15 protein-coding genes are annotated in these 13,423 nt (G+C 65.9%); 9 read left to right on the forward strand and 6 right to left on the reverse strand.

Going from position 1 to position 13,423, the window contains the following annotated elements; genetic code table 11:
- Positions 1 to 20: 20 nt before the first annotated feature.
- Entirely contained in the window at positions 21 to 419 is a 399-nt protein-coding gene (locus ACIHA7_RS35815) for a hypothetical protein (RefSeq protein ID WP_397295875.1), read from the reverse strand.
- A gap of 417 nt (positions 420 to 836) precedes the next feature.
- Here ACIHA7_RS35815 and nrdF point away from each other — a divergent pair, with 417 nt between their 5' ends.
- From nrdF to ACIHA7_RS35830, 3 genes are all read left to right on the forward strand, one after another.
- A complete protein-coding gene (gene nrdF, locus ACIHA7_RS35820) occupies positions 837 to 1,799 on the forward strand; it encodes a class 1b ribonucleoside-diphosphate reductase subunit beta (protein WP_043673928.1) in 963 nt (320 codons plus the stop codon).
- Positions 1,800 to 1,935: 136 nt separating this feature from the next.
- Positions 1,936 to 2,310, forward strand: a complete 375-nt coding sequence (locus tag ACIHA7_RS35825; protein WP_397295877.1) for a MerR family transcriptional regulator — start codon at positions 1,936 to 1,938, stop codon at positions 2,308 to 2,310.
- A gap of 72 nt (positions 2,311 to 2,382) precedes the next feature.
- Entirely contained in the window at positions 2,383 to 3,234 is an 852-nt protein-coding gene (locus tag ACIHA7_RS35830) for a TIGR03619 family F420-dependent LLM class oxidoreductase (RefSeq protein WP_397295879.1), read from the forward strand.
- Positions 3,235 to 3,325: 91 nt separating this feature from the next.
- Here the strand turns inward: ACIHA7_RS35830 and ACIHA7_RS35835 are convergent, their stop codons facing one another.
- A complete protein-coding gene (locus ACIHA7_RS35835) occupies positions 3,326 to 3,568 on the reverse strand; it encodes a hypothetical protein (protein WP_397295880.1) in 243 nt (80 codons plus the stop codon).
- A gap of 309 nt (positions 3,569 to 3,877) precedes the next feature.
- Between ACIHA7_RS35835 and ACIHA7_RS35840 the strand changes: the two genes are divergently transcribed.
- The gene (locus ACIHA7_RS35840) at positions 3,878 to 4,765 is read left to right on the forward strand and encodes a DUF5753 domain-containing protein (RefSeq protein WP_397295882.1); all 888 of its coding nucleotides are present in this window, start codon (positions 3,878 to 3,880) and stop codon (positions 4,763 to 4,765) included.
- The gene (locus ACIHA7_RS35845) at positions 4,753 to 4,956 is read left to right on the forward strand and encodes a DUF397 domain-containing protein (RefSeq protein ID WP_397295883.1); all 204 of its coding nucleotides are present in this window, start codon (positions 4,753 to 4,755) and stop codon (positions 4,954 to 4,956) included. Before ACIHA7_RS35840 ends, ACIHA7_RS35845 begins: the two co-directional genes overlap by 13 nt.
- Before the next feature lie 114 nt (positions 4,957 to 5,070).
- Here ACIHA7_RS35845 and mraY read toward each other — a convergent pair whose 3' ends face one another.
- From mraY to ACIHA7_RS35860, 3 genes are all read right to left on the reverse strand, one after another.
- The gene (gene mraY, locus ACIHA7_RS35850) at positions 5,071 to 6,147 is read right to left on the reverse strand and encodes a phospho-N-acetylmuramoyl-pentapeptide-transferase (protein ID WP_397295885.1); all 1,077 of its coding nucleotides are present in this window, start codon (positions 6,145 to 6,147) and stop codon (positions 5,071 to 5,073) included.
- A 266-nt stretch (positions 6,148 to 6,413) separates the two neighbouring features.
- Positions 6,414 to 7,778, reverse strand: coding sequence for a magnesium transporter (gene mgtE / locus ACIHA7_RS35855; protein ID WP_397295887.1), 1,365 nt, complete (start codon positions 7,776 to 7,778; stop codon positions 6,414 to 6,416).
- A gap of 259 nt (positions 7,779 to 8,037) precedes the next feature.
- Positions 8,038 to 8,580 (reverse strand): hypothetical protein, encoded by a 543-nt coding sequence (locus ACIHA7_RS35860; protein ID WP_397295888.1) that lies wholly within the window; start codon positions 8,578 to 8,580, stop codon positions 8,038 to 8,040.
- Positions 8,581 to 8,917: 337 nt separating this feature from the next.
- Here ACIHA7_RS35860 and ACIHA7_RS35865 point away from each other — a divergent pair, with 337 nt between their 5' ends.
- From ACIHA7_RS35865 to ACIHA7_RS35880, 4 genes are all read left to right on the forward strand, one after another.
- The gene (locus ACIHA7_RS35865) at positions 8,918 to 10,318 is read left to right on the forward strand and encodes a glycosyltransferase (protein WP_397295889.1); all 1,401 of its coding nucleotides are present in this window, start codon (positions 8,918 to 8,920) and stop codon (positions 10,316 to 10,318) included.
- 146 nt (positions 10,319 to 10,464) lie between these two features.
- Entirely contained in the window at positions 10,465 to 11,196 is a 732-nt protein-coding gene (locus ACIHA7_RS35870; RefSeq protein WP_397295891.1) for a class I SAM-dependent DNA methyltransferase, read from the forward strand.
- A 108-nt stretch (positions 11,197 to 11,304) separates the two neighbouring features.
- The gene (locus ACIHA7_RS35875) at positions 11,305 to 12,297 is read left to right on the forward strand and encodes an LLM class F420-dependent oxidoreductase (RefSeq protein ID WP_397295893.1); all 993 of its coding nucleotides are present in this window, start codon (positions 11,305 to 11,307) and stop codon (positions 12,295 to 12,297) included.
- 173 nt (positions 12,298 to 12,470) lie between these two features.
- Complete coding sequence (locus tag ACIHA7_RS35880) at positions 12,471 to 12,725, forward strand: hypothetical protein (protein ID WP_397295894.1); 255 nt, start codon at positions 12,471 to 12,473, stop codon at positions 12,723 to 12,725.
- A 147-nt stretch (positions 12,726 to 12,872) separates the two neighbouring features.
- Here the strand turns inward: ACIHA7_RS35880 and ACIHA7_RS35885 are convergent, their stop codons facing one another.
- The gene (locus ACIHA7_RS35885) at positions 12,873 to 13,349 is read right to left on the reverse strand and encodes a DUF6463 family protein (protein WP_397295896.1); all 477 of its coding nucleotides are present in this window, start codon (positions 13,347 to 13,349) and stop codon (positions 12,873 to 12,875) included.
- Between the last annotated feature and the right edge of the window lie 74 nt (positions 13,350 to 13,423).

Consider the following 13,423-nt stretch of genomic DNA (forward strand, 5'->3'; position numbering starts at 1 on the left):
GGGCCGAGGGATTCGAGGGGTTACTGGGCGGCGAGTTGGCGGGCCAGGGCCCAGATCACCAGGACGTCGATGGCGATGATCACCAGCGCCCAGAAGGGGTAGATGGGGGCGAAGAGGAAGTTGTCCAGGATGCTGATCGACGCCATGACGATGCCGGCGAGGTAGCCCCAGGTTCTGCCGGTGACGATGCCGTAGCCGGCGATCAGCACGAGGACGGCGATCACCAGGTGGATCCATCCCCAGGCCGAGACGTCGACGAGGAACACCTGATCCTCGGTGACCACGAAGATGTCTCGGCCTGCGATGGCGGCGACGGCGGTCAGCAGGTGCAGCACGCCGGTGATGAGGATCAGCACACCGGCGAAGATGGTCATGTCGTTGAGCACCGGGCCGGTCCGGACGGGGCCGGGACTAGTCATAACACACACTCCTTCCGAAACGCGTGGTACTTCTATCCGCTCAACGTAGCCTCTGATCAGGCAAAACCACGGCAGGTAGGCGGGTGGGTCATCGGGCGGCGCCGGCCGCCGGGCGGAGGCGGGCAAACGTGCCGCGCCCCGATCACGTCGTGGTGCCCGCGGGCGCCGAGCCACGGACGGACCACTGGCAAACAATTGGCGATCTCGCGCGGCGCGCCAGCACCGATGTGGCTGTTCGCGCGATCGTGCCGCAGAATAGGGGCCGCACGCGATGGCTCCCGGCGTTTCTCGCCTCGGTGACACGCATCGCTGCGACACAAGGTGTTGTGCTGCACGGACTTGTCACCCACTAGGAGTAGTGTCCGGTGGAGAGAAGATCCGTCACGGCAGCGGGCTCGGGAAAGGTGTGGAGGCAGGATGAAACTGATCGATCGGGTATCGGCCATCAACTGGAATCGGGTGCCCGACGAGAAGGATGCCGAGGTCTGGGACCGGCTGACCGGCAACTTCTGGCTGCCCGAGAAGGTTCCGGTGTCCAACGACATCCCCTCGTGGGGCACGTTGACCACCGATGAGAAGCAGCTCACCATGCGGGTCTTCACCGGCCTCACGCTGCTGGACACGATCCAGGGCACCGTCGGCGCGGTGAGCCTGATCCCGGACGCGCTGACCCCGCACGAGGAGGCGGTGTACACCAACATCGCGTTCATGGAGTCGGTGCACGCCAAGAGCTACAGCTCGATCTTCTCCACGCTGTGCTCCACCAGGGAGATCGACGACGCGTTCCGCTGGTCGGAGGAGAACCGAAACCTGCAGCGCAAGGCCGAGATCGTGCTGGACTACTACAACGGCGACGATCCGCTGAAGCGCAAGGTGGCCTCGACGCTGCTGGAAAGTTTCCTGTTCTACTCCGGCTTCTACCTGCCGATGTACTGGTCCTCGCGGGCCAAGCTCACCAACACCGCGGACCTGATCCGGCTGATCATCCGCGACGAGGCCGTGCACGGCTACTACATCGGCTACAAGTACCAGAAGGGTCTGGAACTGGTCAGCCAGGCCGAGCGCGACGAGCTGAAGAACTACACCTTCGAGCTGCTGTTCGAGCTGTACGACAACGAGGTCGAGTACACCCAGGATCTCTACGACGAGGTCGGCCTCACCGAGGACGTCAAGAAGTTCCTGCGCTACAACGCGAACAAGGCGCTGATGAACCTCGGCTACGAGGGACTGTTCCCGAAGGACGAGACCGAGGTGAACCCGGCCATCCTGTCGGCCCTGTCCCCCAACGCGGACGAGAACCACGACTTCTTCTCCGGCTCGGGTTCGAGCTACGTGATCGGTAAGGCTGTGAACACCGAAGACGAAGATTGGGAGTTCTGAGCGATATCCCGGCTCGACACGGCGGCGGATGCTCTCCGCCGCCGTTTCGTTTCTCCGGGATGGCGGGCGGCGACGCTTGCGTTGACACCGGCGACAACGTTTAGCGTGGCCGGGACGGTCGCTCGGAGGAGGTCGGATGCTGATCGGTGAACTGGCCCGACAGGCCGGAACGAGTACCCGCACCCTGCGGTACTACGAGCAGCACGGGCTGGTGCGAGCGCAGCGCTCCACCAACGGGTATCGCGTCTACGACGCGGCGGAGTTGCCGGTCGTCCACCAGATTCGCACGTTGCTGGCGGCCGGTTTCGGGCTCGACGACATCCGCCCGTTCGTCACCTGCCTGCGGGCGGGCCACGGTTCCGGCGACGAGTGCCCGGATTCGGTGGCGGTGCTGCGGCGCAAGCTCGCCGAGGTGGACGGCGCACTCGCCAGGCTCACAGCGTTGCGGGCGGAGCTGCACCACCGGCTCACCGGTACCGAGCAGCATCCACCGGCCTGCGAATTCGGGTAACCACCTGTCCGGCAGCCGGTCTCGATGGATCGGTTGTGCGATCGTCGCTCCGCACGGCACCGAGGAACGTCGATGAAGTTCGCAATCAGTTACAGCACACCGCATTACGGGGCCGACCCCGATCGCCTCATCGCCTTCGCTCAGCATGCGGAGGCGTGCGGATTCGAGGGGCTCTATCTGCCGGATCACCTCGTGCTGTATCCGGGCGCCAAGGTCGGGGACTTCGACCTGCCCGCCACGCTGCCCTACCCCGACCCGCTCGACTGCCTGAGCTTCGTCGCCGCGGCCACCCAGCGGATCCTGCTCGGCACCGGCGTACTGCTACTGCCGTACCGGCACCCGGTGGTCCTGGCCAAACGTCTCGCGACCATCGACGTGCTGTCGCGCGGACGGATGCGACTGCTGACCGTGGGGCTCGGCACGCTGCCCGGTGAAGCCGCCGCCACCGGTGTCGACTTCGCCACCCGCGGCCGCCGCGCCGACGAAGCCATCGACGTGCTACGCCTGCTGTGGTCCGGCGGGGCGGAGGGGGTCAGCTTCGACGGTGAGTTCTTCCGCTTCGACGAACTGGTCAGCTTCCCGAAGCCCCTCGGCGTACCCCAGCTGCCGATCCACATCGGTGGCTCGAGTCGAGCCGCCGCGCGCCGTGCGGGCCGCCGCGGCGACGGCTACTTCCCCGGCGGCATGCTCGGACCGCAGGAACGGGCCGGGCAACTCGACCTGGCCCGAGCGGAAGCCGTTGCCGCGGGCCGCGATCCGGGCGTACTCGAGTACACCCGATGGGGTTCGATCGATACGCCTGCCGAACGCGTCGAAGGTCTCGCCGAGGAGGGGGTGACCCGGATCGTCGTCGGCGGCACCGATCCCGACAAACCGTTCGACGAGATGTCGCGATTCGCCGAACGATTCGGGCTCGGCAGCTGACCCACCGGCCACCCGGCCGCCGTCATGCACCAGGTGGCGGCCGGGGGTCGGTCTGTACCGCGACGGTGTCGCTCCTGCGGTCCGCGCACGCCTATGCCGAGTCGCGCTCCTCGAACCACCCCTCGCCGTAGACACTCCGGAGAATGTGCAGCACGTCCGCGCTGTCCGCGGCGAGGCCGTCGACGGCGAACCGGATAGCGCCCACCGCGACGGTCAGCGAGCGCAGGTGCTCCTCCGTTCTTCGTGCTCGGTCGGCCAGCGTCGACAGTCCGAACTCCAGGTGGGCCTCGCGATTTTCTATGGCTTCGAGTTGCCATTTCAGGTCCGTGTCCATCGATATACAGCGCCTTTCCTGGATGGTATTTATATTCTGGATTGTTCCTGTTGTGTTGTGGCACTGAGCAATTCGGCGAATCCGTAAACCTCCATTACAGTCTGCTGATTGGATGAGCGCGGGAACCGATTCGCCGGTTGCAGGGGCTGGTCGGCTTTCCGAACACATGCAGTGCAACACCGCAGCCACACCGTCGGCACCTTTCCGGGACTGAGCTCTGTCAGTATTTCGGCGAGGTTCCACAGTCGCTGCCGCACTTGGGTTCCAAAATAGACCGCCATTCTTCAGCGACCCCTCGGAGATGCAGCTATGACGACTGGTTCGACCCTTCCCCGTAGGCTATTGGCCCGCGAGCTTCGCAGAGCTCGCGCAGCGGCGAAGGTCAGCTCGGAAACCGCGCGAAACGCCATCGGCGTCAGCAAGCAGACGTTCTGGCGAATGGAGAGCGGGATCCCGATCAGGTTGAATCCGTTGTTCGTCAAACGGTTGTGCGAGCTCTATCAGGTATCGCCGGGGTTGACTCAGGTGCTGCTCGCGCTGACCGAAGAGACGAAGACCAAGGGGTGGTGGCACACCTTCGATGAGTCGATACCCAGGGACTTCGGGCTGTTCGTCGGCCTGGAAGACGCGGCGCATCACATCATTTCGTATCAGACAACGTTTATACCTGGAATGTTGCAAACCGATGAGTATCGGCGCGCAATGATTTGGGTGGAATTTCCCAATATGCCGTCGCCCGAAGTAGAGACGACAGTAAGGATTGCGGCACTGCGCCGGGACCGGCTCCACAGCAAAACCAATCCCGTGACACTGGATGTGCTGATCGACGAGTCGGCGCTGCGCCGGCCTACCGGCAGTACTGCGGTCATGGCCGGTCAATTGAGGCATCTCGCCGATGTCGCACAGCTGCCGAATGTTTCGGTGCGTGTGATGCCGGCATCGGCGGGAACGTATCAGGGTTTGACAGTTGGAACATTCGTATTGCTGGAGTTCCCGCCGCACCCGACCGCGTATTTGACTGAGCCACCGGTGGTTTACGTCCAAGGTTTCACCGGAGATTTGTATTTAGAACGCCCAGAGGAGATTGCGGCGTATCGTGTTGTGTACACAGACCTCAAGCGTCTGGCGTTGGGTGAGACGGAAAGTCGCACTCTCATTCGAGAAATAGCAGAGGAGTTCTCCGCATGTACGATATGACTGACGCACACTGGTTCAAGAGCACCCACAGCAGCGCTGTGAAAGATTGTGTCGAGGTAGCACATCTCGACGGCGGATCTGTCGGCGTTCGCGACTCCAAGAACCCCACCGGCCCCGCCCTCGTCTTCAGCCCCGCCGCCTGGGACACCTTCACCTCCAGCCTCGCGCGAGGTGATCTCGACAACCCGTAACCCACCTACCCACGAGACCCCCACTACCCGTGGGGGTCTCGTGCTGTGCGTCGAACCACTATGGCGCGGAGGGGCGTTTGCGCGCCCGACCGACCAAGCGGCCGTTACGCTGAATCAGCCGATGGCGGCTAGGTATTCGCCGTAGAACAGCATCAGGCCGACGGCGGCGGCTACGCCGGCCAGCAACCAGAAGCGGATGATCACGGTGGTCTCGGCCCACTTGCTGAGTTCGAAGTGATGGTGGAACGGTGCCATCTTGAACAGTCGGTTGCGGGTGGTGCGGAACACCACGATCTGCAGGAGCACCGACAGGATCTCGGCGAAGAACAGGGCGCCGACGACCGCCATGAGCAACTCGGTGCGGGTGGTGATGGCCAGCCCGGCGAGCAGGCCGCCCAGCGCCAGCGAACCGGTGTCGCCCATGAAAATCTTGGCCGGAGCGGCGTTCCACCACAGGAATCCGGTGCAGGCGCCGACCCCGGCGGCACAGACCAGCGCCAGATCGAGCGGATCGCGCACGTTGTAGCAGCCTGCCCCGGGCGTGACCGCGCAGGCGTTGGTGTACTGCCAGAAGGTGATGATCACGTAGGCGCCGAGCGCGAAGCTCATCGATCCGGCGGCGAGTCCGTCCAGCCCGTCGGTGATGTTCACCGCGTTGGACCAGGCCACCACCAGGAAGCTGACCACGAGCAGAAACCCGATCACGCCGAACGACACGGTGGCCACGTCCCGGACATAGGACATGTGCCTGCTGCCCGGTGTCAGACCCGAACTGCCGGGATACCGCAGCGCGAGCACACCGAAAACCACTGCGGCGGTGAGCTGGCCGATGTACTTGCCGGTCGCGGTCAAGCCGAGATTGCGTTGCCTGCGCAGCTTGATGGAGTCGTCCAGGAAGCCGACCACGCCCAGCGCGGTGGCCAAACCGAGCACGAGCAACCCGGAGGCGGATATCCCCTCCCCGTCGTGCCGGATCCCGATCAGATGCGCCCCCAGGTACCCCGCCCAGATGCCGACCAGGATCGCGATGCCGCCCATCGTCGGCGTGCCGCGCTTGGCCTGGTGGCTGACCGGTCCGTCGGCCCGGATCTCCTGCCCGACATTTCGCCTGGCAAACAACATGATCAGCAATGGTGTCAAGGTGATGGAAACCGCCAGCGCGATCATCGCCGAGAACAAGATCTGTCTCATTCGCCCCTCATGCGGCCGTCACCGGACTCTTCGTTCATTGAAACATCAACGCGCGGACTCGTTTTCACTGCCCAGCCGCCCGGCCTGCCGCGAATCGCACCGCACAGCGCCGAGCTTCAAGATCGTCCTCGCGAATGCACGACGTTAGCAAGCCCGCGGGATCTGTGCCGCCACGTGAAGTTCCGCTACATGCCGAAGCCGCGGCCACCCCTGGTACGGGTGGCCGCGGCTTGCACGGGAGCGGGTCAGCGCGAGCCGACCGGTGTTCAGATACCGAGGACCAGCTTGGCGGTGGTGAAGTAGATGATGAGCCCGGTGGCGTCGACCAGCGTGGTGACCATCGGCGCGGACACCACCGCGGGGTCGATCCGCAGCTTCTTGGCGAGCAGCGGCATGGTGCCGCCGATGGTGGCGGCCCACCCGCAGATCAGCACCAGCGTGATGCCGACAACCAGCGCGACCCGCAGGTCGACGAACAGTCCGCCGATCACCAATCCCGCCGCGGCGAGCATGGAGCCGAGCACCAGCCCGACCCGGCACTCGCGCCAGATCACCTTGAACAGGTCGGTGGCCCGCACCTCGCCGACGGCGAGCGCCCGCACACAGGCGGTGGCGGCCTGCGCGCCCGCGTTGCCACCCGCGCCGATGAGCAGCGGAATGAACAGCGCGAGGTGGGCGGCCTGCTGCAACGTGCCCTCGAACATGTCGGTGACGCTGACCGTGAGGGTGGCGGCGAACAGCAACAGCAGCAACCACATCGCGCGGTAGCGGGCCAGCTGGAACACCCCCGCCGCCATGTAGTGGCCTTCCCACGGCGCCGAGCCTGCCTGCCTGGCCACGTCCTCACTGTCCGCGGCCTCGATGACCTCGACGGCGTCGTCGATGGTGAGCAAGCCGACGAGCCGGTTCTCGCTGTCGACGACGGGCATGTTGATGTCGTTGGTCTCGCGCATCAGCCTGGCCGCCTTCTCCGCGGCGTCGGTGGCGCGGGCGCAGACGGGTTCGGTGACGACCAGTTCGGCGATCATCGTGTCCGGCTTGCTGAGCACCAGCTCACGCAGTTCAACGATGCCGGTGAGCCGCCTGCCCGCGTCCACCACGGGCAGGGTGTAGACGGTCTCGGCGGTGGCGCCCTTGGCGCGCACCATGGCCAGCGCCTCGGCGACGGTCAGGTTCTGCGGCAGCGCGACCACCTCGGGGGTCATGTACTGACCCGCCGAACCCTCCGGATAGCCGAGCAGCGCGGCGGTCATCCTGCGCTCGCGCGGGCTCAACCCGGCGAGCACCTTCTTGGCGACCTTGGCGGGGGCCTCGCGCAGCATGCGGGCCCGGTCGTCGGGCGCCATGCCCTCGATCAGGTCGCGGAAGCTCTGGTCGCGCAGGCCCTGCAGGATCTGCTGCTGGTCGACCGGTTCGAGTTCCTCGAAGACGGCCAGCGCCAGGTCCTTGTCGAGCAGCCGGAACGCCATGCCCGCCTGGACGGCGTCCATCCGGGCCAGCTGGTCGGCGATGACGTGCGGCGGGTGGGTATCGAGCCAGGCCAGCGCGGCGTCGACGCGGTGGGTGTCGGCGATGTCCTGCAGTGATTCGGACAGCGACGGACGTACTTCGATGACATCGGTCTGCGACATGGGGTGTCCTCAGCAATATGCGTGAGTGAATGGGAGCGCGAAAATTCACACCGCGCGGGCGTCGGCCCCCACCGTCGCTGACTACTCAGGAATGCGAAGGGGCGACGCCGCGCGGCCTTCGACTGGGAGGTTCGCTGCGCATGGCAACCCCACCTCCTTCTCGTCGCTGCCGCAGACCTGACGTGTCCGCACCATCACTGAAACGTTGATCGGATGCGAAAGCATCCTCGTGCAGGATACAGGGAATCGGTTGAAGTGTTCACCACGAGCGATCGTGCTGGTCAGTTGACCACTCGGGCGTGAGCGTGGCGGTGACGGCAGCTTCCGCCGCACTCCAGGTGGGCACGTGCCGCACCCAGTCGGGCACCGGGCCCGCCTGCGCGCCGAACAGGAACAGGTGCGGCACCTGGTCGCGGAGGTGGTGATGCACCTCGATGCGATCGTCGATCATGTGCGTGATGCCGAGGTCGGCGCAGTGCCCCGCCTTGTCGGCGCGTTTGCGGCAGAAGCGCAGGTTGTTCCGCGGGATCCCGGTGCGGTCGTAGAAATCATGGTGGTCGAGCCATTGCCTGGTGCGCTGTTCGATCCGTTGCCCGCACTTGGAGATCACCCATGCGCGGCCATCGAAGCGGCGGACCAGCCTGGGCAGCACGTCGAAGGCGTCGGGGCTGGGTGGTGTGCGCAGTGCCTCGTCGAGACCGCCGGAGAGGAAGACCGTGTCGTCGTCCCCCGCGCGCAGGGCCGCACCCTGAATGACTCGGCCGAAATCGACGCCGAGTCGAGGTTGTTTCGCTGTTTTCATGTGCGTTCGATCATGACTCGGCGCACCAGTCCGCCGCCAGTGAATTTCGGATCCGCAGCGGCGGCATCGGTTACCGACCGTGCCGATCCGGGAAAACGGCGTCTCCAGCACTATCAGCCAGCGATTTGCTGGATTCTAGTAATGAGTTCAAGGCTTTTACGTACCGTGAGCCTTCTCTGCCGTCATCCAACAGACTGATTGCCAGTCAAGCGGCCTCGAAAAACGGCTACATCAAGCGCAAAGTCCTCCTCAAACCACATGCAACGATCTGGCTCTATGGTCGATAACGCATGACCAGACGGGTGACACGCCCATTAGCCACAAGTTAGCCTGCCGTATGACCAAAATACTGGCATTCACCTCACCGGCCGAAGGACACCTGTATCCGGTCACGCCGGTCCTGGCTGAGCTGGTATCGCGCGGACACGACGTGACCGTGCTGACGCTGCCCGGCAGCCAAGGGGCCTTGGAACCGTTCGGCATCACCGTGCGGGAACTGCCGCCCACGCTGGCGCCGCACACCCTCGATGATTGGGGCACCACCGCCCGCATCCCGGCCCTGCGCGCGGCCGTCCGCGCGCTGGTCGCCCGTATTCCGGACGAGATCCAAGCCTTGCGCAGCGCGATCATCGCCGAGCGGCCGGACGCGCTGCTAATCGACGTCACCGCACCCGGCGCGCAGATCCTGGCCTCGGCCAGTGGGCTGCCGTGGGCATCGTGGGCCGCGATGCTGCTGCCGATCCCCTCGCGCGACTCGCCACCGTTCGGACCCGGGTTGAGACCGCGGTCGGACCTGCTCGGCCGGGTCCGCGACCGCGGCCTGCGCTGGTTTCTCACCCGTCGGTGGAACGAGGTGCTGCCGCAGCTCAATCACATGCGCCAGTACTACGGACTGGATCCGCTGGACAACACCGAGGACTACCTGCGCCAGCCGACGCTGACCCTCAACTTCACCGCACCGCCGTTCGACGATGTGCACAGCGACTGGCCGCCGACGGTGCACCAGATCGGGCCGGGCCTGTGGGCGCCGGACGCCGAGCCACCGAGCTGGCTCGACGAGATCGACCGTCCGCTGGCGGTGGTCACCTGCTCGACCGAGTTCCAGGACGACGGGAGACTCGCACAGGTCGCCATGGACGCACTGGCCGACAGCGGGCTGTACACCATCGTCACCGCGGGCGCTGTCGACACCGCGACGTTGACCGTTCCGCCGAATGCCCGGGTCGAACAGTTCGTGCCCCACCACCTCCTGCTCGACCGGGCCGCCGTCGTGGTCACCCACGGCGGCATGGGCATCACCCAAAAGGCTTTGGCCGCAGGCGTTCCGGTGTGTGTGGTGCCGTTCGGGCGGAGCCAGTCCGAGGTCGCGCGGCGGGTGGTCACCAATGCGGCGGGCACCTGGGTGTCCGCGGAACGGCTCACCGTCGCGCGCCTGCGCGCCGGGATCGAGAAGGCGATGACCTGCCAGGCCGGTGCGGCCAGGGTGGCCGCGGGCTTCGCCGCGGCGGGCGGCACATTGCGCGGCGCCGAGCTGCTGGAGCGGCACTTCGCCGGGCACGCGATCGAGCACACGGCATGGACCGGGACCACGCCGACGCACAGCTCGCACGCGTACCCGAAGAACGAGGTGGCTCCGGAGATCACGCCCGGCGAGCCGGACCCGATTATCCTGCCGCCCAAGGGTTCTCCGCCTGCCGATGATCGATATTGGACGACCTGGCAGCGGCGCGAACACTGACCCGGCCGTTGTACCGACGCCGGGTCGCCACACCGACGGCATATATCGGTCGGCACGTCGCGTGGGATACCCGCGGACCGGGCACCTGCACACGATCGCGCGAAAAGCACGTGCGCCGTGCGCGTTTGGCGCGGTACGTTCCGGCCATGGACGATCACTTCGGCGAACAGGTAGCGGCACGATACGACGAATCGTCCGCAGCGATGTTCGAACCGGACGTCGTCGGGCCCGCGGTGGACCTCCTTGCGGAGCTCGCCGACGGCGGCCCGGCTCTGGAGTTCGGCATCGGCACGGGCCGTATCGCATTACCGCTGGCGCGCCGCGGCGTCCCGGTGCACGGCATCGACCTGTCGCAGGCGATGGTTTCGCGGCTGCGCGGCAAGCCCGGCGGCGACGCGATCGGCGTCACGATCGGCGACTTCGCGACCACCCGTGTGGACGACGCGTTTTCCCTCGCCTACCTCGTCTTCAACACCATCATGAATCTGACGAGCCAAGCCGATCAGGTCGCCTGTTTCGCCAACGCCGCAACCCATCTCGCGCCCGGTGGCCGCTTCGTCATCGAGGTCGCCGTCCCCGACCTGCGCAGCCTGCCACCCGGCCAGACCATGGTCCCGTTCCAGCACAGCCCCACCCGCTGGGCCTTCGACCACTACGACGTCGCCACCCAGCAGATGAGCTCGAACTACATCGAAGTGATCGACGGCCGCGGCCGATACCGATCCATCCCGTTCCGCTACGTGTGGCCCGCCGAACTCGACCTGATGGCCCAGCTCGCCGGCCTGCGCCTACGCCACCGCTGGACAGACTGGACCCGCACCCCCTTCACCCACGAGAGTCGCAAGCACGTCTCGATCTGGGAGAAACCCGCAGACTGATTGACCACCCCGTTCCGCACAACCGGCGTTGTGCCGGCCACCGCGCCTCGATCGGCCCATCACGGGATGATTGGTTAGGTTTGGGGTACATACACGAAGGAGAAATCTGTGCGCTTCGGCATCTTCATCCCGCAGGGCTGGCGGCACGACCTGGTTGGTATCGAACCGGCGCAGCAGTGGCGGGTGATGCGGGACCTCGCGCAACGCGCGGACGCCGGTGACATCTGGGAGTCGCTGTGGGTGTACGACCACTTCCACACGGTTCCGGTGCCGACCGAGGAGGCGACGCACGAGGCGTGGACGCTCATGTCGGCGTTCGCGGCGTCCACCTCGCGGATTCGGCTCGGGCAGATGTGCACCGCGATGAGCTACCGCAATCCGGCGTATCTGGCGAAGGTCGCCGCGACCGTCGACCTGATCTCCGGTGGCCGGGTCGAGATGGGTATCGGTGGCGGCTGGTACGAACACGAATGGCGCGCTTACGGTTACGGGTTCCCGTCGGCCGGGGAACGGCTCGCCCGGCTCGACGAAGGCGTGCAGATCTTCCGGCAGGCCTGGACCGAGGGCAAGGCGACGCTGAACGGCGTCCACTACCAGGTCGACGGTGCGATCGTGCGGCCACTTCCGTTGCAGGAGGGCGGGCTTCCGCTGTGGATCGCGGGCGGCGGCGAGAAGAAGACGCTGCGGATCGCGGCGAAGTACGCCCAGTACACCAACTTCAGCAACGTGCCCGAGGAGTTCACGCAGAAGTCCGAGATCCTGCGCGCCCACTGCGCCGACGTGGGCACCGATTTCGACGCCATCGTGCGTTCCTCTAACTTCAACGCGGTGCTTGCCCCTACGGAAGCCGAAGTCGAAGAACGCCTTTCGGCGATCCAGGCGAAGTTGGTCCCGGCGATCGGCGAGGATCAGGCCAAGGGTTACGTCGACGGGATGTTCCGCACCTCCGCCGCCACCGGGACCCCGGAGCAGGTCATCGAGAAGCTGTCCGCGATCCGGGATCTCGGCCTCGGTTACGCCATCTTCAACTTCCCCGAGTCGGCCTACGACACCTCGGGAATCGAGCTGTTCGAGCGCGAGGTCGCGCCCGCTCTGCGCTGAGTGTGTGCCCCGGGGGTTGCCCGAAAGGTGGCCACCCGGGGCGTTCGCGCGACGCGACCAGAGCAAACCGTCGGGAATGTGACGCCGGACACATTCCTCTCCACCATGGAACCGTCCCGGGTGCTGCACGTCTAAAGCCATGAAAGACAACAGCATTCGAGATAGGAATTCCGATGAGACTCCGCACGGCCATCGTCGTCGCGTCCGCTGCGATCATGGGCTCCGGCCTGATCGCCGCCGGATCGGCGGCCGCAATCCCCGCCGCACCAGGTCTGCACGTGCAGCTGGACTACCAGCCGAACAACGGCTGCGTGCCGCCGCCACTGGGCGCCGACGGCAAGCCGCTGCCCCCGCCGCTCGGGCCCGACGGTCGACCACTGCCGCCCCCGTCCGACCTCAACGGCAAGCCCTGCCCGCCTCCTGCCTGAGCCCTGACGGTGGGCGTTGCCCGACAACCCATCTCCGGTGATGAGGGTCGGCGGCACGCCCGACAGCGGGGGCCGAATCAGGTGACTAATCGGCAGGCGGACCCGGAGTCAGCATCCGGGTCCGTCAGCTAAGCGAACGCGCGAAATTCAGTGTGCGACGTTCTGCGACAGTGCCGTTGGGGAAGGGGTGGGGTCGGTTCTCTTACTGTCACCGAGGACGAGGAAGGCGCCACAGCACAAGAGCGACCAGGCGGGCGATGCGGGGACTGCGGTTGTCAACAGCAGTGCCCAGAGGAGGACGAGCCAGCCGATCCACCCTGGTACGCGGTGGTTTTGGCGGGTCGACCAGAGGATGTAGCAACCGAGCACGAAAATGGGGACGCCGAAGCTGGCGAGGGAGATCCAGAGCGCTTCGGAGCGCTCGTATTGGGCGAGGGTTGTCGACTGGTCGAGGGTGAAGGTGTTCCACCAGCCGTCCGACACGGCCTGCGACCACGTATCGCGGACGTCCACCGGGGAGAGAACGATGTGCACGGCGCCGAAAACGGTGGCAATCCATCCGGCGACCTTCGTCGATCGAATGCCTCTCCAACCGGCCGAAGGGCGCTGTTCGGTGAGTTCCATGTGTCCTCCATCTGTCCGACCAGGCAAAAGCCGTGGCCGGATACGAGACTGCCAGTATCGATACTGACAGTCTC

Origin of the sequence: Nocardia sp. NPDC052316, from assembly GCF_044547795.1 — a bacterium.
Taxonomy (GTDB): domain Bacteria; phylum Actinomycetota; class Actinomycetes; order Mycobacteriales; family Mycobacteriaceae; genus Nocardia.